At 68.8% G+C, this 22,517-nt stretch carries 24 protein-coding genes; 13 read left to right on the top strand and 11 right to left on the bottom strand.

Annotation, left to right across the window (positions count from 1 at the left end):
• Positions 1–98: 98 nt before the first annotated feature.
• From AAFF27_25810 to AAFF27_25795, 4 genes are all read right to left on the bottom strand, one after another.
• On the bottom strand, positions 99–803 hold the full coding sequence (locus AAFF27_25810) for a glutathione binding-like protein (GenBank protein XAH23355.1): 705 nt from the start codon (positions 801–803) through the stop codon (positions 99–101).
• Between the two features lie 195 nt (positions 804–998).
• Entirely contained in the window at positions 999–1,127 is a 129-nt protein-coding gene (locus AAFF27_25805) for a hypothetical protein (GenBank protein ID XAH23354.1), read from the bottom strand.
• 230 nt (positions 1,128–1,357) lie between these two features.
• Positions 1,358–1,750, bottom strand: a complete 393-nt coding sequence (locus AAFF27_25800; GenBank protein XAH23353.1) for a nuclear transport factor 2 family protein — start codon at positions 1,748–1,750, stop codon at positions 1,358–1,360.
• A gap of 4 nt (positions 1,751–1,754) precedes the next feature.
• Positions 1,755–2,654 (bottom strand): MBL fold metallo-hydrolase, encoded by a 900-nt coding sequence (locus tag AAFF27_25795; GenBank protein ID XAH23352.1) that lies wholly within the window; start codon positions 2,652–2,654, stop codon positions 1,755–1,757.
• Between the two features lie 222 nt (positions 2,655–2,876).
• Here AAFF27_25795 and AAFF27_25790 point away from each other — a divergent pair, with 222 nt between their 5' ends.
• Together AAFF27_25790 and AAFF27_25785 are read left to right on the top strand one after the other, a co-directional pair.
• Positions 2,877–3,833 (top strand): LysR family transcriptional regulator, encoded by a 957-nt coding sequence (locus AAFF27_25790; protein ID XAH23351.1) that lies wholly within the window; start codon positions 2,877–2,879, stop codon positions 3,831–3,833.
• A gap of 87 nt (positions 3,834–3,920) precedes the next feature.
• Positions 3,921–5,042, top strand: a complete 1,122-nt coding sequence (locus AAFF27_25785; protein ID XAH23350.1) for a Fic family protein — start codon at positions 3,921–3,923, stop codon at positions 5,040–5,042.
• Between the two features lie 90 nt (positions 5,043–5,132).
• Here the strand turns inward: AAFF27_25785 and AAFF27_25780 are convergent, their stop codons facing one another.
• The 7 genes from AAFF27_25780 to AAFF27_25750 form a co-directional block, all read right to left on the bottom strand.
• Positions 5,133–6,566 (bottom strand): CoA transferase, encoded by a 1,434-nt coding sequence (locus AAFF27_25780; GenBank protein ID XAH23349.1) that lies wholly within the window; start codon positions 6,564–6,566, stop codon positions 5,133–5,135.
• Positions 6,559–7,479 carry an SMP-30/gluconolactonase/LRE family protein gene (locus AAFF27_25775; GenBank protein XAH23348.1) on the bottom strand — a complete coding sequence of 307 codons (921 nt, stop codon included), beginning with the start codon at positions 7,477–7,479 and terminating at the stop codon, positions 6,559–6,561. Before AAFF27_25775 ends, AAFF27_25780 begins: the two co-directional genes overlap by 8 nt.
• 5 nt (positions 7,480–7,484) lie before the next feature.
• Complete coding sequence (locus AAFF27_25770) at positions 7,485–8,330, bottom strand: citryl-CoA lyase (GenBank protein ID XAH23347.1); 846 nt, start codon at positions 8,328–8,330, stop codon at positions 7,485–7,487.
• Positions 8,327–9,529 carry a CaiB/BaiF CoA-transferase family protein gene (locus tag AAFF27_25765; GenBank protein XAH23346.1) on the bottom strand — a complete coding sequence of 401 codons (1,203 nt, stop codon included), beginning with the start codon at positions 9,527–9,529 and terminating at the stop codon, positions 8,327–8,329. Before AAFF27_25765 ends, AAFF27_25770 begins: the two co-directional genes overlap by 4 nt.
• 124 nt (positions 9,530–9,653) lie before the next feature.
• A complete protein-coding gene (locus AAFF27_25760) occupies positions 9,654–10,625 on the bottom strand; it encodes a tripartite tricarboxylate transporter substrate binding protein (GenBank protein ID XAH23345.1) in 972 nt (323 codons plus the stop codon).
• Positions 10,626–10,645: 20 nt separating this feature from the next.
• Positions 10,646–11,614, bottom strand: coding sequence for a tripartite tricarboxylate transporter substrate binding protein (locus AAFF27_25755; protein ID XAH23344.1), 969 nt, complete (start codon positions 11,612–11,614; stop codon positions 10,646–10,648).
• A gap of 45 nt (positions 11,615–11,659) precedes the next feature.
• Positions 11,660–12,382, bottom strand: a complete 723-nt coding sequence (locus AAFF27_25750) for an enoyl-CoA hydratase/isomerase family protein (protein XAH23343.1) — start codon at positions 12,380–12,382, stop codon at positions 11,660–11,662.
• A 75-nt stretch (positions 12,383–12,457) separates the two neighbouring features.
• Between AAFF27_25750 and AAFF27_25745 the strand changes: the two genes are divergently transcribed.
• The 11 genes from AAFF27_25745 to AAFF27_25695 all read left to right on the top strand — a co-directional run bounded on the left by AAFF27_25745 (position 12,458) and on the right by AAFF27_25695 (position 22,515).
• Positions 12,458–13,183, top strand: coding sequence for an IclR family transcriptional regulator (locus AAFF27_25745; GenBank protein XAH23342.1), 726 nt, complete (start codon positions 12,458–12,460; stop codon positions 13,181–13,183).
• A 280-nt stretch (positions 13,184–13,463) separates the two neighbouring features.
• A complete protein-coding gene (locus AAFF27_25740) occupies positions 13,464–14,087 on the top strand; it encodes a spore coat protein U domain-containing protein (protein XAH23341.1) in 624 nt (207 codons plus the stop codon).
• 54 nt (positions 14,088–14,141) lie between these two features.
• Positions 14,142–14,702, top strand: a complete 561-nt coding sequence (locus AAFF27_25735) for a spore coat U domain-containing protein (protein ID XAH23340.1) — start codon at positions 14,142–14,144, stop codon at positions 14,700–14,702.
• A 7-nt stretch (positions 14,703–14,709) separates the two neighbouring features.
• Positions 14,710–15,510 (top strand): molecular chaperone, encoded by an 801-nt coding sequence (locus tag AAFF27_25730; protein ID XAH23339.1) that lies wholly within the window; start codon positions 14,710–14,712, stop codon positions 15,508–15,510.
• Between the two features lie 24 nt (positions 15,511–15,534).
• The gene (locus AAFF27_25725; GenBank protein ID XAH23338.1) at positions 15,535–17,916 is read left to right on the top strand and encodes a fimbria/pilus outer membrane usher protein; all 2,382 of its coding nucleotides are present in this window, start codon (positions 15,535–15,537) and stop codon (positions 17,914–17,916) included.
• Positions 17,913–18,860 carry a spore coat U domain-containing protein gene (locus AAFF27_25720; GenBank protein XAH23337.1) on the top strand — a complete coding sequence of 316 codons (948 nt, stop codon included), beginning with the start codon at positions 17,913–17,915 and terminating at the stop codon, positions 18,858–18,860. Before AAFF27_25725 ends, AAFF27_25720 begins: the two co-directional genes overlap by 4 nt.
• Before the next feature lie 344 nt (positions 18,861–19,204).
• On the top strand, positions 19,205–19,690 hold the full coding sequence (locus AAFF27_25715; protein XAH23336.1) for a type IV pilin protein: 486 nt from the start codon (positions 19,205–19,207) through the stop codon (positions 19,688–19,690).
• On the top strand, positions 19,684–20,289 hold the full coding sequence (locus tag AAFF27_25710) for a GspH/FimT family pseudopilin (GenBank protein ID XAH23335.1): 606 nt from the start codon (positions 19,684–19,686) through the stop codon (positions 20,287–20,289). Before AAFF27_25715 ends, AAFF27_25710 begins: the two co-directional genes overlap by 7 nt.
• Positions 20,286–20,693: a type IV pilus modification protein PilV gene (gene pilV / locus AAFF27_25705; protein XAH23334.1), complete on the top strand. Its 408-nt coding sequence runs from the start codon at positions 20,286–20,288 to the stop codon at positions 20,691–20,693. The genes AAFF27_25710 and pilV overlap by 4 nt, the downstream gene beginning before the upstream one ends.
• Positions 20,690–21,880 carry a PilW family protein gene (locus tag AAFF27_25700; GenBank protein ID XAH23333.1) on the top strand — a complete coding sequence of 397 codons (1,191 nt, stop codon included), beginning with the start codon at positions 20,690–20,692 and terminating at the stop codon, positions 21,878–21,880. The genes pilV and AAFF27_25700 overlap by 4 nt, the downstream gene beginning before the upstream one ends.
• A complete protein-coding gene (locus AAFF27_25695; protein ID XAH23332.1) occupies positions 21,877–22,515 on the top strand; it encodes a hypothetical protein in 639 nt (212 codons plus the stop codon). Before AAFF27_25700 ends, AAFF27_25695 begins: the two co-directional genes overlap by 4 nt.
• Positions 22,516–22,517: the final 2 nt, after the last annotated feature.

Here is a 22,517-nt window from a genome sequence, read left to right as displayed (position 1 = left end):
TCTTGTGTGGTGATGGTGCCGCGCGCCGGCCGCTGGGTTGGCCGTGCGCGCGTGGGCGGCTACTGTAACGAAGTGGGCGGGTGGGGCTGGCCTGGCGCTCAATCGCGCGCGGGAATCGTCAGCCCGCGCGCCACGGCCGGCCGCGCCACAAAGGCCGCCAGCACGCGCTGCACGTTCGGGAATGCGTCAAAGCCGACCAGATCGCGCGCTTCGTAGAAGCCGACCAGGTTGCGCACCCAGGGGAACACGGCGATGTCGGCGATCGTGTACTCGCTGCCCATGATCCAGTCGCGGCCTTGCAGGCGCTGCTCCAGCACGCCCAGCAGGCGCTTGGATTCGGCCACGTAGCGGTCGCGCGGGCGCTTGTCCTCGAACTCCTTGCCGGCGAACTTGTGGAAGAAGCCCAGTTGCCCAAACATTGGCCCGACGCCGCCCATCTGCCACATCACCCACTGCAGGGTCTCGTAGCGCGCGGCCACGTCTTGCGGCAGGAACTTGCCGGTCTTGCCGGCCAGGTAGACCAGGATGGCGCCGGACTCGAACAGCGCCAGCGGCTTGCCGCCCGGCCCGTTGGGGTCGAGGATGGCCGGGATCTTGTTGTTGGGGCTGAGCGAGAGGAATTCGGGCGAGAACTGGTCGTCGGTACCAAAGCTGACCAGGTGCGGCTCGTAAGGCAGGCCGGTTTCCTCCAGCAGGATCGACACCTTCACGCCATTGGGCGTGGGCAGCGAGTAGAGCTGCAGACGCTTGGGGTGCTTGGCAGGCCACTTGGCGGTGATGGGGAAGGCGGAGAGCTTGGACATGGGGTCTTGGAAGCGAAAGGGGATGGAGAGGAGCGGAATGCGGCGGCCATTCTGGCGGGAAGGCGCATGGCCTGCAGGCGTGCCGTGATTTAAAAATATTGGTGAAAAGTGCATCTAGCCCAGGTGCAGTCTGGGCTTATAGCTATGAATTCAGGAGTTTTAGCGTCTGGCCCGTTCTTTGGGCCTCACTGGGCCTCACTGGGCATCACGGTCAAACGCCTTGCGCGCGCGCTCAATGCCGGCCCGGTGGGCGATGACCCAGTCCGCCAGCACCTCCAGCGGCGGCCGGAGCGAGTGGCCGAGCTTGGTCAGCTCATAGTCCACCCTTGGCGGAACCGCTCAGCTTCTTCGCGAGTTGCGCACCGCCCACACCGCCGCCGTAGATCACGACCCGGGCATCCTGCGGCTTGCGTTGGTTCTGGTTCACCCAAGGCTCCATTCATGAAAAGAGAGAACTTTTGCTGGCACCCCATGGATGCCGGTTCAAAACAACGACGAGGCGGCATGCCAGATGGCATCCGCCTCGTCATCACGGTGGGCAGGCGCCCAACCGATCAGGCCATGGCCTGGCGCACGAGCAGCGTGTCGGTGAACTGCTCGAAGGCCACGATCTTTCCGTCCTGCAGCTTCCAGACGTGGGCCACGCGGGCCTGCAGGGCCTTGCCGGTGGCGCGGAAAGTGCCGTGGTAGTCGCCCACGCCAATGACCTGGTCACCGCCACCGTCGATGAGGGTTTGCAGCTCGAAGCGGTAGCCGATCCAGTCCCGGCCCAGAACGGCAAAGACGTTATCGGCCACGGCCTGCGGCCCGACCCAGGTGCCCGCGCAGGGAAAGCCCGCCATCTCGGTCCAGCGCACCTGCGGCGACACGTTGGCCATCATCCCGGCGACGTTCCCCTGTGCCGATGCCGCGTAGTGGGCGCGGACGATGTCGAGGTTGGCGGTCATCGCATCAGCCCCACTTCATCTCGCCCTTGGCGACCTTGGCGCCGATCTGCAGCGCCACGCCCATGCCGGCGTTTGGATAGCGCTTGGTCATGGCGGCAATCAGGGCCGCGCTGTCGGCGGCCTTGGCCAGCTCTTCCTCGAACGCCACGAGGTAGTCGCGGGTGTAGCTGATCGCCGTGGCGTCTGTTGCAGCACCGACCGCCATGTGGCCCGGCACCACCACGGCGGGCTTGCGCGCTGCCATGGCGTCGAGCGTCTTGATCCAGGCTGCGCGGGCTTCGGCGCCCTGCGTGTCAGCCGTCCACACGTGCACGCCAGAGAACAGCAGCACGCCGCCGAAGATGGCGTTGAGCGACGGCACCCAGAGGTAGCGGCGGTTGTCGAGGCCGGCGGCATCGGTGATCTCGATGGTCTGGCCTTCCAGGGTCAGGCTGCGGCCGTCGAAGGCTTCGGGGATCACGACATCGGCCAGGGTCTGCGGGCCGTTTTCCTTGAGCTGCGGGCTCCAGGTGGCCAGCTTCTTCTCCACATTGCCCTTGATGGCGGCGATCGTGCTCGACGCAGCGATCACCTTGGCGCCGGGGAAGGCCGCCTTGATCGGGCCCAGGCTGAAGTAGTAGTCCGGATCGCTCTGGCTGATGTAGATGGTCGTGAGCTTCTTGCCGCTGGCCTTGATGGCCTCGGCCAGCGCCCGGCCGTCGGGCAGCGTGAAGCCGCCATCGATCAGCACGGCTTCGCTCGCGCCGGAGATCAGCACCGGGGCGCGGAAGAATCCGTGCTCGCCAGCGGGGAAGTGTTTCCAGGTCAGTTGGGTGGTGGCGGCCATAGCGTTTTGCACTCCTAGGATGGCCGTCGCGACACCCGCGGCGGCTACGGTTTGAATAAGTTCGCGTCGTGTGGTCATGGTGTTTGCCTTGTGCGCAGTTGAATAAAAGGGCCGGCAGGGACGGAGGCGGATCGTGGGCGTGGGCACCGCTTGGCTTGTTTCCAATGGATGTGCCAGTGCACCTGGGAGGCCTCGGCAGCCGCGTGGTCCATACGGTCCCGATGGCTTGTCTTTGGGGGAAGCGGCCGATCGTAGGCACTATCGATTGACTCTTAAATACATACGTGATAAACAAAATGTATGTTGAAAACATACAATCAAGCCGAGAACAGCCTGGGCGGGCTCGGCAACCTGAGGCGCCTGACCTACTTCGTGTCCGTGGTGGAAACCGGCTCGTTCACCGCAGCCGCAGAGCGCCTGGGCATCACCAAGGCCGTGGTCAGCCAGCAGGTCGCCCGGCTGGAGAGCGAGTTCCGGACATCGCTCCTGGTGCGCACCACGCGCAAGGTGCAGCCGACCGAAGCCGGGCAGGCCTTCTACCTGCGCTGCGCCCTGATCCTGCGCGAGGCCGAAGACGCCTTCGACGAACTGGCCGAGGGCTCGGCCGAGCCCTCTGGCACGCTGCGGCTGACGGCGCCCTTCGACTACGGCGTCGGGGTTGTCGTACCGGTCATCGCCGCTTTCCGGCAGCGCTATCCGGCCTGCAAGGTAGACGCCATCCTCAGCGACCAGACGCTGGACATCATGTCCGGCAATATCGAGCTGGCGATCCGGGTCGGCTGGCTGGCCGAGACCGGCCTGCAGGCGCGCAAGATCGGCACCTTCCGGCAACTGCTGGTGGCGTCACCCAGCATGGCGCAGCAACTGGCACAGGTCAGCCGCCCGCAAGACATCGCCCAACTGCCGTTCGTTGCCAACACCGCCTTGCGCAACCACCTCCGCTGGAACTTCTCGCGCAACGAGACCGACCGCCAGGACGTGACCGTGCAGGCCTCCGTTTTTCTGGATGCCACGTTCGCCGTGCGTGCCGCCGTGAGCCAGGGAATGGGGCTCTCCGTGCTGCCGGATTACGCAGTGGAAGACGATCTTGCCGAGGGCCGCCTCATCCAGGTCCTGCCGCAATGGCGCCTGCCCTCCGGCGGCATCCACGCAGTGTTCCCGGCCGCGCGCTTTCGCCCGGCAAAGGTCCGGAGCTTTGTTGAGCTGCTGGCAGACAGCGAGCAGCAACGGCAGGCTGTTTATGGGGGCGGGGCGTAGGCCTTAGCGTCCAGCTCTGCATGTCATGCGGTGATTAACGGGCTTATTCACCGCATTTTTCGCGGCGAATAAGCCCATAATCTCCGCATGACCCCCGAAGACGACCCGCTTTACCTCTGGCAGCAGCCCGGCTGGCCGGGTATGCGTTTTGATCTGCAGGCGCTGGCGGTGCCGCTGGCGCGCGTGCACCGGGCCCAGGGCCATCTGCTGGGGCGCATGGCTGATCTGGGCATGGCGCAACGCGAGCAAGCCACCCTGCAGGTGCTGACGGAAGACGTACTCAAGACCAGCGAGATTGAAGGCGAACGGCTGCCCCTGCATGCGGTGCGCTCTTCGATTGCGCGCCGCCTGGGCGTGGATATCGGCGCGCTGGCGCCGGCTGACCGCCATGTGGATGGCGTGGTGGACATGGTGCTGGACGCCATCACGCGCCATGCCGAGCCACTGACGGCCGAGCGTTTGTTTGGCTGGCATGCCGCCCTGTTTCCTTCGGGCTACAGCGGCATGGCCCGCATTCGCACCGGTGCATGGCGCGACGCTGCCTTGGGGCCCATGCAGGTGGTCTCGGGGCCTGCGGGGCGCCAGAAGGTGCACTACCAGGCGCCCCCCGCTGACCGGCTGGAGGCCGAGACCAGCGTCTTTCTGCAGTGGTTCAACGCGGACGATGCCGGCGACTTCGTGCTCAAGGCCGGCCTGGCCCATCTATGGCTGGTCACGCTGCACCCCTTCGATGACGGCAATGGCCGCATGTCACGCGCGGTGGGCGACATGGTGTTGGCGCGTGGCGAGGGGGCGGGGCAGCGCTTCTACAGCCTGTCGGGCCAGATCCAACGGGAGCGCAAGGACTACTACGACCAACTCGAAGCCACGCAAAAAGGCCCTCTGGATGTCACGCCCTGGCTCTTGTGGTTTCTGGCCTGCCTGCTGCGCGCTATCGAGGACGCGGAAGGTACGCTGGCCGCCGTGCTGGCCAAGGCGCAGTTCTGGCAACGCCAGGCTCACAAGCCGATGAACGAGCGGCAGATCAAGCTGGTGAACCGGCTGCTGGATGGCTTCGAGGGCAAGCTGACCACGACCAAATGGGCGGCGATTGCCAAATGCTCGCAGGACACGGCCCTGCGCGACATCAGCGACCTGCTGGAGAAGGGCGTGCTGGTGAAGGCCGCCGCTGGCGGGCGCAGCAGCAGCTACGAACTAGTGCTGTCGTGATACCGGTGTTCTGCATGAAATATGCCATTAGCCCAGGCACAGACTGGGCTAATAGCTATCAATAATGAAGCACTGACGCCCGTCCGGCGCTCAGCGCGGCAGCCACTCCGCCCGGTCGCCGCCGAGCCGGGGCGTGGGTCGGTCCCAGCGCGGCGGTGTGTCGGACAACTGCAATGCCGGGCCCAGCGTCTGTAGCTCGCCATAGCAGGTGGATTGCTGCACCAGCAGCGGCTGCAGTTCTGTTTCGGTGAGCCGGCCGGGTGCCTGGACAAAGCCCTCGGCCAGGCCTTGGCGCTGCACCAGCATGGCGGCGCCGCACAGCGCGGTGTGCACGCGCCAGCCGCCGCCTTGGCGTGCGCGCCGGCCCAACGCCAGCAGCGCGCCATAGGCGGCGAGGTAGCCGGTGGTGTAGTCGCACAAGGGGGCAAAGACCAGCTTGGGCGGGCCTGCGCCGATGCGGCGGCCCTGCGTTTCGCAGACGCCGCTCACGGCCTGGGCCACCTGCTCCCAGCCGGCGCGCTCGGCCCAGGGGCCGCCGGAGCCATAGCAGCTCACTTGCAGCTGCACCAGGTCTGGTCGCAGCCGCCACAGGTGGTCTTCGTCAAAGCCCAGCGCGGCGAGGCGGCCGGGGCGGTAGCCGTTGACCAGCACGTCGGCCTCGGCCACCAGCGCGGCAAAGCGCTCGGCGTCGGCCGGGCGCGTCAGGTCGAGAAAGCAACTGCGCTTGCCGTGGCTGGTGTCGCGCACATGCTCGGGTGTTTGCGGCAGGTGCCGGGCGGTGACCATGAGCACATCCGCGCCCAGCTCGGCCAATGTGCGGCCTGCGATGGGGCCAGCCAGGATGCGGGTCAGATCCAGCACGCGCACGCCGGACAGCGGGCGCGCTGCGCCTGCGGGCAGGGCGGGCGGTGTGCTGTGGCCGATGCGGTCCACTTCCACCACCGGCCGCGCTGCGAGGTAGCGGCCCTGCGGATGCGCCAGCCATTCCTCGGCGCTGCGGATCGTGCCGCCGCAGGCGCGCGCGGCGGCAATGGCCTGTTCCAGCGCATCGGCATCCCAGCGGCCGACGGCGGCGCGCACGGCTTCGGGCGTGCTGTCGCACTGCAATACCTCCAGCACGCGCTGCGACAGATGCGGCAGGTTCAGATGCGGCAGAAACCAGCGGCCGTCGCGCGTGGGCCAGGGCTGGGTCACTGCCAGCATGTGGGCCATGGCCTGTGGGATCGGCACCGGCTCGTAGCCGCCTGCGGCGTTGCGTGCGCGGGTGTAGTCCACCGTGCGCACGGTGGCCGCGGCATGGCGCTGGTCTACCCGCAACTGCTGGCGCCGGCCGGTGCGCTGCTGCCACAGGTCGTTGGCCGCCACGCCCACGGCGGCGAGCACGGCGGCCGTGGTGTCCCCGACGCGAAAGGGCGTGGGGTGGAAGGGGTCGCGGCCCTGCACCGTGACTTCGCCTGGCGCGACCGCGCCCTGGCCGCGCAGGGCCATCAGTTCGTTGAAGGCCGGGGCCATGGCGTCAAGCATGGGAGTACAGAGGTGCGCCGGGCGCGGGCAGCTCGGCGTGCAAGACGGTGCCGGTGGCCGATTCAGTCAGCACCAGCGTGCGGCTGCCGGGGCGGAAGGCCGCGTTGGTCACCGTGCCGCCGGTGGGGCTGCGCACGAAGTGCGTGGTCCAGCCGCGCGCATCCAGCACAAAGGCGCCGCCCAGGCTGGCGTGGGCGACCACCAGGCGGTCTTCGGCGTCCAGCGCCAGCCCGTCGGGCCCGCTGGTGCCAAAGAAGGTCTGGAAGGCGCCAGCCTTGGATACCGAACCATCTGCCAGCAGCGGCATGCGCCACACGGCGTTGGCGCGCGTGGCGGCCACGTAGAGAAAGCGCTGGTGCAGGTCCAGTGCAATGCCGTTGGGGCTGGGCACGTTGGCCAGCAGCAGGTCCAGCCGGCCGTCGGTGCGTAGCCGGTAGACGCGGCCGCTGGGGTCGTGCAGGCCGGTCTGGCCCTGGTCGGTGAAGTACAGCTGGCCTTGCGCGTCGAAGGTGAGGTCGTTCAGGCCCTTGAAGCTTTCCGAGTTGCGGTGGCCCAGTACCGTCTCCACCGTGCCACTGGTGGCATCCACGCGCAGCAGGCCGCGCCGGTAATCGGCCACCCACAGGCTGCCGTCGCGGTGGATGGCGATGCCGTTGGGCCAGCCGCCGGTCTCGGCCACCAGTTGCCACTGCAGTTGCGGTGTGAGGCGGAAGATGCGGCCGTGCGGAATGTCGGTGAGGTACAGGTTGCCGTCGCGGTCGAAGCTGGGGCCTTCCAGAAAGCAGTCGACCACCTGGCCGGGCTTGTTGGCGTCGGCCCAGTCGCTGAGGCGCGGCAGGCGCAATGCGTCGGGCAGGCGGGTGAGGACTTGCGCCTCGATGATTTGCGGCGCGGTGAAGTTCACATTCCACATGCCGCTTACTCCTGCGTGGGCACGCTGCGCGGCGCGTGGCCGCTGTACGTGGGGATGAAGCTGCGCGGGATCGGGCCCTTGTTGCGCCCGCCTTGCTGCGTTTGCTCCCAGGCGTGCGCCAGGATGCCGACCGAGCGCGACAGGCAGAACAGCCCGCGCGCCAGTGCTGGCGCAAAGCCCAGCTCGGCATAGACCACGGCGGTGGCGCCGTCGATGTTCATGGGGATGCGGCGGCCGCCCTTGCTCGCGGCCAGCACGTCTTCCACGCTGCGGGCGATCTGCGCGAAGCGGCCCGACACCTCGCCGCGTGCGGCGGCTGCATCGACCAGTGCCAGCAGCGGTGCCGTGCGCGGGTCCACCGGATGAAAGCGGTGGCCAAAGCCGGAAATGAACTTGCCATGCTCGGCCACAAAGGCATCGAGCGCGGCACCCGCCGCATCGACCGCTGCGGCGCCCGCATCGATGCGCGCGGCGATGTCCAGGTACAGCTGCACCGCCTGCTCGCCCGCGCCGCCGTGCACGTCGCCCAGCACGTTGACGGCGCTGGCCATGGCGTTGTTCAGGCCCACGCCACACGTTGCGGCCATGCGCGCGATGGCAATGCTGGGCGCCTGCGGGCCGTGGTCTACCGCCGACATCAGCACGGCATCCAGCAGCCGGCCCTGCGCCGGCGTGGGCAGCTCGCCGCGCGTCATGAGCCAGATCATCTGCGCCATGCCAACGCCGCCCGCGATCAGCTCTTGTATGGGGTAGCCACGGTAGCGGATCACGCCGGGCTGCATATCGATGATGTCGGTGCGCCACCAGTCTTCGCTGGCGATCTGGGCGGCGGGCTTGTCTGGTGTCGTCATACGGCTTGCTCCGATTGCAGTTGCGCGATCTGGTCCGGGCTGTAGCCCAGCTCCGAGAGGATGTCGTGGGTGTGCTGCCCCAGCGTGGGCGGCGGCGTGTCTACCGTGGGGGCCTGGCCGTCGAGCTTGAAGCCGGTGCGCAGCACGCGGATGTCGCGGCCCACGCCGGGCGCATCGGCAAAGCTGCCGACCATGCCGCGGTTGGCGACCTGCGGGTGTTCCAGCGCCTGCGGCACGCTGTAGACCGGGCCGGCCGGCACGCCGGCCTGGTTCAGCAGCGTCCACCATTCCTCGGTGCCGCGCGCGGCCATGGCGTCTTCCAGCGCGGCCTTGAGCGCGGCGCGGTGCTGCAGCCGGCCCTGGCGCTCGGCAAAGCGCAGGTCGGTGGCCAGCTCGGGCCGGCCGAGCACGCGGCACACGGCCTCGAACTGCTCTTGCTTGTTGGCCGCGATGTTGAGCAGCCCATCCGCCGTGCGAAAGCTGCCCGAAGGGCTGGCGGTGACGTTGTCATTGCCCATGGGCTGCGGCGCGCGCCCGGCGATCAGGTGGTTGGATACGGCCCAGCCCATGGTCGCCATGGCGGCTTCCAGCATGGACACGTCGATGAAGCTGCCGCCGGTGCGGCTGCGGTCGGCCAGCGCTGCGGCCACGGCAAACGCCGCCGTCATGCCGCCTATGGTGTCGGCCACCGGATAGCCCACGCGGTAGGGCGCGGTATCCGGTGCGCCGGTGATGCTCATCATCCCGGACATGCCCTGGATGATCTGGTCATAGGCCGGCAGGTCGCGCAGCGGCCCGTCCTGGCCAAAGCCCGAGATGGCGCAGTAGATGAGCCGGGGCTGCTCCTTCAGCAGCGCTTCATAGCCCAGGCCCAGGCGCTGCATTACGCCGGGGCGGAAGTTCTCCACCAGCACATCGGCGGTGGCCACCAGCTTGCGGAACACCGCCTTGCCCTGCGGCTGCTTGAAGTCGATGGTGATGGATCGCTTGCCCGGGTTCTGCGCCAGGAAGGACACGCCCATGAAGCGCCGGTTCAGCTCTGCATCCGCCCCCAGCTGGCGCGCCAGGTCGCCGCCCTGGCGGTTCTCCACCTTGACCACATCGGCCCCCATGTGGGCCAACTGGTGGCAGGCGAACGGGCCGGCCAGCACGTTGGTGAGATCGAGTACGCGAATGCCTTGCAGCGGGCGGGTGGTCATGGGAATGAAGGCAGAGATAGAGGAGTGGCGCGGTTTTTACCAAGGGCACCGCGGAACCGGCTTTGCCGGGCCGCTGGTGGGGTTGGCGAAGACACGCAGTGCGTAGCCTGGGGGAGTGCCATCGCTAGTCGGGTTTGATGCCGGCTTGTTTGATGATGGCGCTCCAGCGCTCGATCTCGCGCTTGACCAGCGCAGCGGCTTCAGCCGGCGTGCTGCCCACCACCGTCAGGCCCATCTCATCGATGCGCTTCTTCGCGTCGGGCAGGGCCAGTGATTCGACGATGGCCTTGTGCAGCTTGTCGATCACCGGCTGCGGTGTGCCGGCGGGTGCGCCAAAGCCGATCCAGAAGTCCATGTCCATCTTCGGCAGGCCCGACTCTGCAGCCGAGGGCACATCGGGCAGCGTGGGGTTGCGCTGCGCGCCGGTGACCATCAGCGCGCGCAGCTTGCCGCTCTTGATGTGCGGCAGCGCGGTGGGCACCGAGGTGATCAGCGCCTGCACCTGGCCGCTCATGAGGTCGGTCAGCACCGCGCCCGCACCCTTGTATGGGATGTGCATGATCGATGTCCCGGTCAGGCTCTTGAACAGCTCGCCCGCCAGATGCGTGTTGGTGCCGTTGCCGCCCGAGCCGTAGTTGAGCCTGCCCGGCTGCGCCTTGGCCAGCGCGATGAATTCCTGCACGGTTTTGGCCGGCACGCCCGGGTTCACCACCAGCACATGCGGCACCTTCACTGCGGTAGTGATCTGCGTGAAGGCCTTGTGCGGGTCGAAGGGCAGGTTGGGGATGAGGCCCGCCGCAATCGCGTAGGACAGCTCGATGGTGCAGAGCGTGTGGCCATCGGGGTTGGCGCGGGCCACGGCGCCCCAGCCGACCACGCCGCCACCGCCAGTGCGGTTGTCCACGATCACCGAGGCGCCCAGGCCCGGCGCCGCAAACTGCGCCACCGCGCGCGATACCAGGTCGGTGCTGCCGCCGGCCGAGAAGGGCACGACGATGGTGATGGGCCGGCCATTCATCTGCGCGCGGCCCAGTGTGGGCAGCAGCAGGGCGGCGGGGGCCAGCGCAAGCGCGCGGCGGGTGCGGTTGGGTTGCATGTGTGTCTCCGGTAATGGGTTTATTCCGCCGTGGCGCCCGAGGCCTTCACGGCCGCGCCCCAGCGCGCGTGCTCGCTCTTCATGAAGGTGGCAAGCGCGGCCGGTGTGCCGCCGCGCGGCGTGGTGCCTTCTTCGTGCAGCTTGGCGATGGTGCTGGGGCGGGCCAGCGCGGCGTTGAAGGCCTGGTTGAGCTTTTGCACCACGTCGGCCGGCGTGCCGGCGGGCGCTACCACGGCCTTCCAGTCCTCGGCGACAAAGCCGGGGTAGCCGGACTCGGCCACCGTTGGCACATCGGGCAACAGCGCGGCGCGCTGGGCCGAGGTGACGGCGATGGCGCGCAGCTTGCCGGCCTTGACCATGGCCAGCACGCTCGGCGGCGTACCAAAGTACAGATCGGTCTGGCCGCCCAGCAGGTCGGTGATGGCCGGGCCCGCGCCCTTGTAGGGCACGTGGGTGAGCTGCACGCCGGCCTCGCGCGCGAACATGGCGCCGGCCAGGTGGCTGACCGTGCCGTTGCCGGCCGATGCCATGTTGAGCGGGTGCGTCTTGGCGCGCGCCTTCAGGTCGGCCACGCTGCGTATCGGCGAGTCGGCCCGCACCACCAGCACCACCGGCTGCGAGCCCAGCAGCACCACGGGCGCGAAGTCTTTCAGCGCATCGAAGGGCAGCTTGGCATAGAGCGTGGGGTTGATGGCCAGGTTGGAGGTCTGGCCAGTGCCGATGGTCAGGCCATCCGGCCGGGCCTTGGCCACCATGTCGATGCCGATGTTGCCGCCCGCGCCGGGCCGGTTGTCGATCACGATGGCCCACTGCGTGGCCTGCGCCACCTCGTTGGCGATGACACGGCTCACCACGTCGGTGCCGCCCGCAGGCGGGAAGGGCACGATCAGTTTGATCGGCTGCGACGGGTAGCTGCCCTGCGCCCAGGCAGCGCTGGCGCAGAGCAGGGCCGCGGCGCACAGGGCCCGGCGGCGAAGAGGGGAAGGCATGGGGAGTCTCCTGGTTGGTATCGGTAGGGGGGCGCGGCGCGCCGCTCAGCCGGCACGGATGGCGGCAGTGACGGTCTGTCCGTAGTCCATGGCGGCGCGCCAGGCGGTGGGCGCAGCACTGGCGGGCAAGTGGTCCAGCGCCTTCTTGGTCCGGGCCAGCGCGGCTGGGTCGTAGCCGGCGATGCGCGCGGCCAGCGCCTGCGCACGCGGCAGCAGATCGGCCGGCGCCAGCACCTCGTTGACCAGGCCCCAGCGCTCGGCCGTGGCGGCGTCGATGCGCTCGTCGGCCAGCAGCAGCCAGGCGGCGCGCTTGCGCGTCAGCAGCAACTGGCTGGTGGGGCCGGCCATGCTGGCAAAGCCGGCCGAGCGGATCTCGGGGCAGGCCAGCGTGGCGTCGCTGGCGGCCAGCGCCAGGTCGCAGGAGTTGACCAGGGTCACGCCGCCGCCCAGGGCCATGCCGTTGACGGCGGCGATCAGCACGGCAGGGTGCTCGCGCAGCGCCATGTTGAGCGCAATGGCCTCTGCGCCCGCGGTGTCGGGCTGGCCAGTGGCGACTTCTGCCGCGCGCTCCTGCAGGTCCAGCCCGGCGCAGAAGCTGCCGCCGCTGCCGGTGAGCACGATGGCGCGCGCCGTGCCGCGCGCGGCCGCCAGCGCCTCGCGCAGCAATGTGCGGGTGCGGCGGTCCAGGGCGTTGCGCTTGTGCTCGCGGGTGATGCTGATCTGCAGCCAGCCGTCGTGGTGCTCGACGGCGATATTGTCTCTGCTCATTCGATAGATAGAACGTTGTTCCAACTATGCTAAAACCAGGGCGGCAGAATGTCAAACCTCCACCCTGCTGTTCCCATGCCCCGCCGCGCTGCCCAACCCGCTCTTGCCGACCAGAACGCCGCCGAAGGCGGCATCGCCACCCTTGACCGCGCGCTGTCGCTGCTGGGCGCCTTCAGCAATGCGCAGCCGGCGCTGACGCTGGCGGCGCTGGCCGAGCACACGCGCATCTACAAGAGCACCGTGCTGCGCATGCTGGCCTCGCTGGAGCACGCGCACCTGGTGCAGCGCCTGCCTGATGGCCGCTACACGCTGGGCGCAGAAGTAGAGCGCCTGCACCGCGTGTTCGCGGCCGCGTTCTCGCTCGAATCGGTGGTGATGCCGGTGCTGCAGGCGCTGGTGGCCCAGACGCAGGAGAGCGCGGCTTTCTACGTGCCGCGCGGCGACCGCCGGCTGTGCCTGTACCGCGTGTCTTCACCGCGCCCGGTGCGCGACAACCTGCAGCCCGGCGACCTGCTGCCGCTAGACCGCGGCGCGGGCGGGCGCATCCTGCACGCCTATGCCGGCGCGCGCGATGCGCTGTCGGTGAAGATCCGGCGCGAGCAGATCGTGGTGCTGGTGGGCGACCGCGTGCCCGAGCTGGCCGGCCTGGGCGCGCCGGTGTTCGACGGTGCCGGCGCGCTCGCCGGCGCGCTGACCCTGACCATGCCGACCGAGCGGCTCGACCCGGCCCACGCCGAGCCGCTGCGCCAGGCCGCGCGGCGCATCACGGCGCAGTTGGGCGGCACCTATCCGCCTGCCTGAAGGCCCGGTTGGTGCTACTTAAATGGTAGCTATATGCCGGCGTGCAGACTGCGATTCAGGTACTTTTATACCTGATATGTAGGTCAGACGCCGGCATAAAGCTATCAATTTTGAAATTCCGCAGCCGCGCCGCAGCCTGAAAAAACACCGCCCGCAACGCCCGTGCAAGTACACGGCATTACGTTTTGGCGCGCGAGTAACAGTCCGATTCGAGTCGTAGACCCGCTGTCTGCCTCGTGACATAAACAAGTCCTTGTCCTCAACCTAACAGGAGACGGCAATGACATCGAGGAAGCAACTTGGCGTGTTCGGCGCGCCCAGCCCATCCCATCCACGTCGTGCGGGCCGTCTCTGGCGCAGTGCTTGCGGCGCGGGCCTGCTGGCTGTGCTCTGCACCAGCGGCCATGCGCAGAGCTCGCTGGCCGGCAACGTGCAGTCGACCATCACCCTGACCAAGAGCTGCCTCGTGGTCAACGCCACGGGCAGCACCGGCATCGCGCTGGGTACGCTCGACTTCGGCACCAGGCCGGCCACCTTCACCGGGCAGGTCACGGCCTCGTTGACCGGCGGCGTCGGCGGTGGCGGCACGGCGCAGGTGCAGTGCTCCACCGATGTGACCGCGATCACCATCTCCATCGACGCTGGCTTGCACGCGGGTCAGGGCACCGGCATCGGCGTCGGCGCCCGTGCCATGGCCAACACCGGCAGCTACGTGCCCTATGACGTGTTCCAGAACAGCGGCAACAGCATCGCGTACCCGGCCAACACGCCCGTGAACTACACCGTGCCCACACCAGGCGCGGCCTTCAGCCTGCCGATCTACGGCCTGGTCAACAAGACCAGCACCACGGCACTGACGCCCGGCATCTACAACGACACGCTGCTGGTCACGCTGACCTTCTAGTTCTGCTTGCGGGTGGTCCGCCCCACGGACCTTGCCAGCGCAGGAGGGACGACCATGCAACGGCTTTCGAAGACGAGGCGCCGGCCGCCTTGGTGGATGCGCGCGTGCCTCGCCTCATGCGCGGTGCTGCTGCGGGCCACGATGCAGGCGGCCACGATACCGACGACGGCCACCTTCTCCGTCGGCGCCACGATTGCATCCGGCTGCATCGTGGCCGGCAACCCCGGGCAGGTGACCGGGCTGGCGCTTGGGCAGCTCAGCTTCGGCACCTATTCGGCCATGGCGGCCGGCAGCAAAAGCGCGTCGCTGACCAGCGTGGCCAACCAGGCGCTGCTGCAGTGCACGCCCGGCACGGCGGTGCAGGTCACGGCCGATGCGGGGCTGTCGGCCGTGGGCAACCAGCGCCGCCTGGCCGCTGGTGCCGGCCAGTACCTGCCCTACAGCCTGTTCCTGACCAGCAACGGCAGCCAGCCGCTCACACCCGGCGTGGCGGTGGGCCTGACGCTGGGCGCTACCGCCACCGCGTTGCCGCTGACGGGCACCGTCATTCTTCCGGGCTCTGGCGTTGCGGCCGGGACCTATGTCGACACCGTGCGTGTCACCCTGACCTGGTAGGCCCCACGTGCGCAGCTCCCACACCACATTCCTTTTGCGCCTGCTGCGCACCGTGGCCGGGGCCTGGTGCATCACCGCTGCGGCCCCGGCCTGGGCGGTGGCGCCACTCATGATCTGGCCGATAGACCCGGTCATCCTTGGCGACCAGCGCGCGGCGGCGGTATGGGTCGAGAACCACGGCGCCGAGCCGCTGTCGATCCAGGTGCGCGTGCTGGACTGGCAGCAGCCCGAGGGCGTGGAGCGCCTGGGCCCGCAGCAGCAGGTGGTGGCCAGCCCGCCGATCACCAGCATTCCGCCTGGGCAGCGGCAGATGGTGCGCCTGATCGCCACGCAGCCTGTGCCGCCGGGCACCGAGAACGCCTACCGCGTGCTGGTGGACGAGCTGCCCTCTACCGAGCCGGCAAACGACGGCGCGCCCGGCGGTGCGGCGGTCAAGCTGCAGATGCGCTATTCGCTGCCGCTGTTTGTCTACGGCAAAGGCGTGCGCCCCGACAAGGAACTGGTGACCAACACCGAGCGCAAGCAGCCCGAGCCGGCGCGGCTGCTGCGCCCGCAGATCGCCTGGAGCATCACGCGCGCAGAGGGCAAGCCCATGCTCAGCATCCGCAACCTGGGCGACGCGCATGCGCGCATCACCGCCGTGGAGTGGGTGGCCGACGGCCAGGCACCGGTCGCGGTCAACCAGGGGCTGCTGGGCTATGTGCTGCCACAGGTGCGCATGCGCTGGCCGCTGGACCGCGAGCCGCCCGCAGGCTACCGGCTGCAGGCCGTCGTCAACGGCACCCGCATGCCACTGCAGCATGAGTGAAGCACCCCAGGTTTTGCCTTATGAATGACTGAAATGCACCACGTGCGGCTACGGGCCATCCCCGCGTTGGTGCTGTGCCTGTGCCTGCCGCGCCTGCTGTCGGCCGAGGTGCTGCTCAACCAGCGCCCCGGCGCAGACGCCGAGCCGGTGCAGCTCTACCTGGAGCTGGTGGTCAATGGCAAGTCCAGCGGCGAAGTGCTGCCGGTGCTGCAGCGCGGCCACCACTACGAGATCGAGGCCGAGCTGCTGCGGCGGCTGAACGTGCGCAACACGCGCCCGGCCGGCAGTGCCGTGGCCGTCGATGCGCTGCCCGGCGTCGCGACCGAGTACGACGGCCTGGGCCAGCGCCTGCTGCTGAGCGTGCCGCCGGCCTGGCTGCCGCTGCAGGAGCTGGAGACGTCCTTCGACCGGCAGCGCATGCAGGTGGCCAGCGGCTCGGGCCTGCTGCTCAACTACGACGCCTACACCACCACTTCGCGCGGCAGCACGCTGACCTCGGTGTGGACCGAGCAGCGCTACTTTGGCGCGCTGGGCGTGATCTCCAACACCGGCATCGCGCGCCGCAGCAGCCAGGGCTTGTCCAACGGCTACGTGCGCTACGACACGCGCTGGACGCGCACCCGCCTGGACGATGCCAGCCAGCAGATGGTGGGCGATGTGGTCAGCGGCGCCTTGCCCTGGTCCAACGCGGTGCGACTGGGCGGCTTCCAGTGGTCGCGCAACTTCAACGTGCGGCCCGACCTGGTCACCTATCCGCTGCCGCAGTTCGCCGGCCAGGCGGCGGTGCCTTCGGCGGTGGACCTGTTCGTCAATGGCTACAAGGCCTCCAGCCAGCCGGTGGACCCGGGGCCGTTCACGCTGGGCCAACTGCCGAGCGTCAGCGGCGCCGGCATCGCGACCGTGGTCACCACCGACGCGCTGGGCCGCCAGGTGCAGACCTCGGTGCCCTTCTATGTCAGCAGCCAGTTGCTGCGGCCGGGGCTTACCGACTATTCGCTGTCGGTCGGGGCGCTGCGGCGCCAGTTCGGCCTGCACAGCTTCGCCTATGGCCGCGCGGTGGCGGCCGGTGTCTACCGCGAGGGCCTGACTGAAAACTTCACGCTCGAAGGCCAGGCCCAGGTCGGGCGCGGGCTGGCCGTGGCCGGCATGGGTGGCCTGGCCAAGCTGGGCCTGCTGGGCACGGTCAACGCGTCGCTCAGCCGTGGCCGCGCAGACACGCGCGACGGCCGCATCCAGGGCCGGGGCGGCTGGCAGTACAGCAGCGGCTACCAATACAACACGCAGCGCGGCAGCGTCTCTTTCCAGCAGATCGGCCGCACCGCCGGCTACGGCGACGCCACCACCTATGCCGACGACGGCTTCAGCCTGAACCGGCGCAGCCGCCAGCTCTCGGCCTCTGTCGCCGTGGGCAGCGGCGCCATCGGGGCCGGCTGGGTCGACCTGAAAGCCAACAGCGGCGAGCGCACCCGCCTGGCCTACGCCAGCTACACCCAACCGATACGCGACGACCTCTACCTGTCGGTCACCGCCGGCCGCACGGTGGAGACCAAGGACACGCAATTGCGCCTGCAGCTCACCTACATGCTGGACCGCCGCGGCACAGCCACCGCAGCCGCCACGCGCACGCGCGGCGCCACCACTTACCAGGGCGGCTACCAGCAGGCGATTGCCTCGGACGGCGGCTTTGGCTGGAACATCTCGCGCACCCTGGGCGGAGAGCGTGTGGACCAGTACCAGCAGGCCGCGCTGCAGTACCGCAACGACGTCGCGCTGCTGCAAGGCGGTGTCTACGGCACTGGCGGCCAGCACGCCACCTGGGCCGGCGCGACGGGCTCGGTCGGCGTGATGGACGGCCATGTGTTCGCGGCCAACCGCGTGGGCGACAGCTTTGCGCTGGTATCGACCAAGGGCGTGCCGGACGTGCCGGTGCGCTTCGAGAACCAGCTGATCGGCCGCACCGATGCCGCCGGCTACCTGCTGGTGCCCCAGGTGCAGCCCTACCGCAACAGCCGCTACGAGATCGACATGCTGGAGCAGCCCGCCGACCAGTTCGCCCCCATGACCGAGCGCCAACTGGCGGTGGGCAGCGGCGGCGGTGCGCTGGTGGACATCCCGGTGCAACTGCGGCGCTCGGCCACGCTGACCCTGCTCGGCCCCAACGGCCGGCCATTGCCGGTGGGCACACCGGTGCGGCACCTGGAGGCCGAGAGCGACACGGTAGTGGGCTGGGATGGCGTGCTGTTCCTGCAGCAGTTGCTGCCGCAGAACTCGCTGCTTGCGCGGCCGCAGAACGGGCCGCCGTGCGAGGCAAGCTTCTCGGCCCGCATGTATGACGAGCAAGGGCTGCGTGAGCTGCATTGCACCGTGCCGCAAGGCACAGCGCCCGGTGGAGGGGCGGCACCATGAGCATTCACCCGTTTTTGCGCGCGCTTTGCTGCAGCCTGCTCGGCCTGCTGGCTGCGCCGGCCATTGCCTGCACCTACGCGGAGACCGGCGGCAATTTGGGCAGCGTGCCGTCGTTTCGCGTGCGCAATGGGCCGGCGATCACGACTTCGGGCAACTTCTCGCTGAGTTGCTCAGGCGTGGTGCTGGCCGCACTGACCGGCCAGCCTAGCGTGTCGGCTACGCTGGCCAGTCCGGCTACCGGCCTGACCTTGAAAAACGGAACCAACTCGATCCCGTATCAAATCACCCAGTCCAACGGTACGGCGCTCACCACCGGCTTTGTCTTCATCAACGCCAGCGGCACCACGGTGGTGGGCTTGTTCAGCGGCAACAGCAGCGCCAACGTACCGATCAATATCACCACCAACGTTGGCGCCAACGTACCGGCCGGCACCTATACCGACACCATCCAGGTGACCTGGGCGCTGCGCAATATCTGCGAGGGTCTATTAGTCGTCGCGGGCCTGTGCGTGGGCACCCCCACCAACACCGACACCACGCGCAGCCTGCTGGTGACGCTGACAGTCACCAACGACTGCGTCATCACCGCACCCAATATCGCCTTTGGCAGCGCGCCGCTGCCCAGCGCCTTTCCCACCGTGTCGCAGGACATAGGCCTGCTCTGCACCGCGGGCCTGAGCTACACCGTGGGCCTGAGCGCCGGGGGCCATGCGTCGGCGGGGCAGCGGCGCATGGCTTCGGGCACCAACTTCCTGGCCTATGACATCTTCAAGGCCAGTGGCGCGCTATGGGGCGAGGTGGGTGGCGCGCGGGCGCCGGGGCCGGCGGTGGCGGATGGCCTCAACCTCCAGACCATTCCCTACAACGCCACGGTCTACCCGGCCCAGGCGCCGCCACCGGCCGGCAGCTATACCGACAACGTGGTGGTCGACGTGCAGTTTTGAGATGACCCCCCCAGGCTTCGCGCACTGCGTGTCGCTGCGCCAACCCCCTGAAGGGGGCACATCCAGCGGCCCGGCAAAGCCGGTTCCGCGGATGTTCTCGCACGGCCTGCTCCGCGGCCCTCTGGGTCTTTCGAGTTCATGTGCAGCAGTGCCACGTCGCGCTATGGGTGACTGACACGGTTCGTTGCGCGTTTCACACAGCGCCGACAGCGCCGCGCGGCCGCTCTCACTCGGGCGGACTCGACTGGTATCAAGTCTTTGCAAACAAGTGACGATTTTTGTCATCAATGGCAACAACTGTTGCGCAAGGTGTGGGCTGCCGTCATTTTCAGAAGGTGTCCCCCTTGCTTGTTGCCACTCCCGTACCTGAATGGCGTGCCCCGCGCCGCAGTGTCAGCGGCTTCACGCTGATCGAGCTGATGGTCACCGTGGCGATCATCGGCATCCTTGCCGCCATTGCCTACCCGAGCTACCGCGACTACATCCTGCGGGGCCAGATCGTGGACGCGACCAACGGCCTGTCGGCCCTGCGCGCCAACATGGAGCGCTACTTCCAGGACAACCGCACCTATCTCACGGCCAGCCCCTACACCTCGCCCTGCGCGGTGGCGGCTACCAGCCTGGTGGTGGGCTCCTTTCAGCTGTCATGCGCCGGCACTTATGGCGTGCTGACCGCCACCACCTTCACCCTGGTGGCCACGGGCAGCGGCTCCACCAACGGCTTTGTCTTCACGGTCGACCAGAACAACAGCCGCGCCACGCCGCTGGCCGGCTCTGGCTGGGGCGCCTGCACCACGGCCTGGGTGACCAAGCGGGGCCAGGCATGCTGAAGCCGCGGCCTGCGCCGGCCGCGGGCTTCACCCTGATCGAGATGGTGGTGACCGTGACCATCCTGGGCATTCTGGCCATGCTGGCCATGCCCTCGTTCGTCACCTGGGTTGCCAACAACAAGGTGCGCACCGTGGGCGATGCGTTGCAGAACGGCCTGCGGCTGGCGCAGACCGAGTCGCTGCGGCGCAGCCGGCAGGTGGTGTTCTCGCTGACCAACAGCACGGCGCCCCAGACCAGTCTTACCGCAGTGGCCAATGGCAGCAACTGGTCGGTCAACTTCGTCAAATCCTCGACCCTGGACGCCAGCGATGCCGCCACCTTCATCGAGGCCGGCGTGCTGGCTGGCGTGGCGCCCGGCGTGCAGATCACCGGGCCGGCGGCGGTCTGCTTCAACTCGGTGGGCCGCCTGGTGGCCAACACCGCTACCGGTGTGGATGGCGCCAGCTGCGCGGTGACGGCGGCCCCCACCTATGACATCACGCTCACCGGGGCTGACCGCAAGCTGCGCGTCATCGTGGCGCTGGGCGGGCAGGTGCACCTGTGCGATAGCGCCAAGACGCTTTCCGCGTCGGTCCCCGACGGGTGCCCGGCGTCATGAGGCGCGCTGCTGCCTCCCGCCGCGCCCCGCAGGCGGGCGTGGCCATGATCGAGGTGCTGGTGGCCATCCTGCTGTTCTCGTTCGGCATCCTCGGGCTGATCGGCCTGCAGGCCTATGCCATCAGCTTCTCGGTCGATGCCGAGGACCGGGGCCGCGCCGCGCTGCTTGCCAACGAGATCGCCAGCACCATGTGGCTGAACAAGTCGGTCACGCTGGACGCCACCGGCTGGAGCACGCGCGCGGCCGACCCAACCAAGGACGGCCTGCCCAACGGCAGCGTCACCGTGGTTGCAGTGGCGGGCACCACCAACAGCGCAGACATCACCATCCAGTGGCAGGCGCCCTCGCACCACGCCAGCAGCGACAGCCCGAGCCGGCTCACCACCCGGGTGACGCTGCCATGAGCCGCCCACGCGGCGCTGCGGGCCATGTACCGCGCGGCTTCACGCTGATCGAGCTGATGGTGGCCATGGCCATCGGGCTGGTGCTGACGCTGGCCGTCACCAGCACGGTGGTGGTGAGCGAGGCGCACAAGCGCACCACCACCACGTCCAATGACATGAACCAGTCGGGCTCCTATGCGGCCTATGTGCTGGACCGCGCGCTGCGCAGCGCCGGCTCGGGCTTCACGCAGTCCTGGAGCCTGGCGGGCGCGTTCGGCTGCAGGCTCAACGCGACGCTGCCGGCCACGCCCAACCTGCCGCGCGCCAGCGCCTTTCCCGCGCCCTTTGCCACGGCCTTCGTGGGTGGAGCCGACCTGCGCGTCGCGCCGGTGCTGATCGGCCAGAACCAGTCCGACGCCGGCTCTGACGTGCTGGTGGTGATGGGCGGCAGTGCGGCGGGCGGCGACGTGCCGCGGCTGATCCTCTCTGGCGGTGCGTCTGCCAACATCCTGCGGTTCAACAGCACCGTGGGCATGGCCGAGGGCGACATCGGTCTGGTCAGCGCCAGCGGCACCACCGACTGCCTGCTGGAGCAGGTGCACGCCAGCACCCCTTTTGCCGACAGCGTGGGCAATGCGCTGCTGCCGCTGGGCGGCAGCTACTACACCGCGACCGGCAAGGACACCGACCTGGCCACGCTGGCGGCCAGCGGCACGGCCTACTTCACGCCGCTGGGCAGCGTCGGCGTGGGCAATGTGCAGTTCCAGATGTTCGGCGTGGGCAGCAACCACACGCTGTTCAGCTATGACCTGCTCATGGCCAACGGCACGGACGCCGCGCAGGCCATCGCCGACGACGTGGCAGAGCTGCATGCGCTGTATGGCCTGGACACCAATGCCGACGGCATCCTGGACACCTGGGTGGACCCGGGCGCCGCCGGCTACGACATCGCCACGGTGATGGCCACGCCCGCCACGCAGAAGCAGATCGTGGCCATCCATCTGGCGCTGGTGCTGCGCAGCACCAACTACGAGAAGGACGTCGTCTCCCACAGCATCCCGGCGCTGTTCGCCAACCTGAGCCCGGCGCCCAACACCGCGCTGGCGCGCGATGCCGTGGCGCTGAGCGGCGACGACCAGCACTACCGCTACCGCGTCGTAGAAACCACCATCCCGCTGCGCAACCTGCTGTTGCTGCCCACCTCATGAAACCCGCCACTGCCATCGCGCCGGCCCGCGAGCGCGGCGTTGTGCTGCTGTTCTGCCTGATCATCCTGGTGATCCTGCTGGTGGGCAGCGTCGCTGTGCTGCGCTCGATGAACACCTCGCTCTTCGGCGCCGGCAACCTTGCCTTCCGGCGCGACCTGGTCAACCAGGGCGAGCAGGCCGTCACCAAGGTCATGGCCTTGTTCGGCACCGGCGGCGCCCTGGCCAGCGCCAGCGCCTCTGCGGCCAGCGTGCCGGCCTCCAACTACAGCGCGGTGCAGCTCGTGGCGAACGACCGCGGCATTCCGCTAGTCCTGCTGGCGAGCGGCAGCAGCCCCTCGGGCGCCGACGTGACAGGCGGCACCTTCGCTCCCACCAGTGCTGACCTGGGCGGCGCCACGCCCGATGTGGTGATCCGCTATGTCGTCGACCGCCTCTGCAATGCCACCGGCGCGGCCAGCACCGCCAGCTGCGTCTACCTGCCCTCCGCCAGCGACGTCGCCGGCGGCAGCAGCCAGTTGCCGGCCAGCAAGCGCCCGACGCCCCCGGTGCTGCCGGCCTACCGCATCAGCGTGCGCGTCACGGGGCCCAGAGATACGCAGGTCTTCCTGCAATCGTCCTTCACCAAGCCGGAATAGCC

Origin of the sequence: Xylophilus sp. GW821-FHT01B05, assembly GCA_038961845.1 — a bacterium.
GTDB lineage: Bacteria > Pseudomonadota > Gammaproteobacteria > Burkholderiales > Burkholderiaceae_C > Xylophilus.
This window is presented reverse-complemented; position numbering and strand designations above follow the sequence as displayed.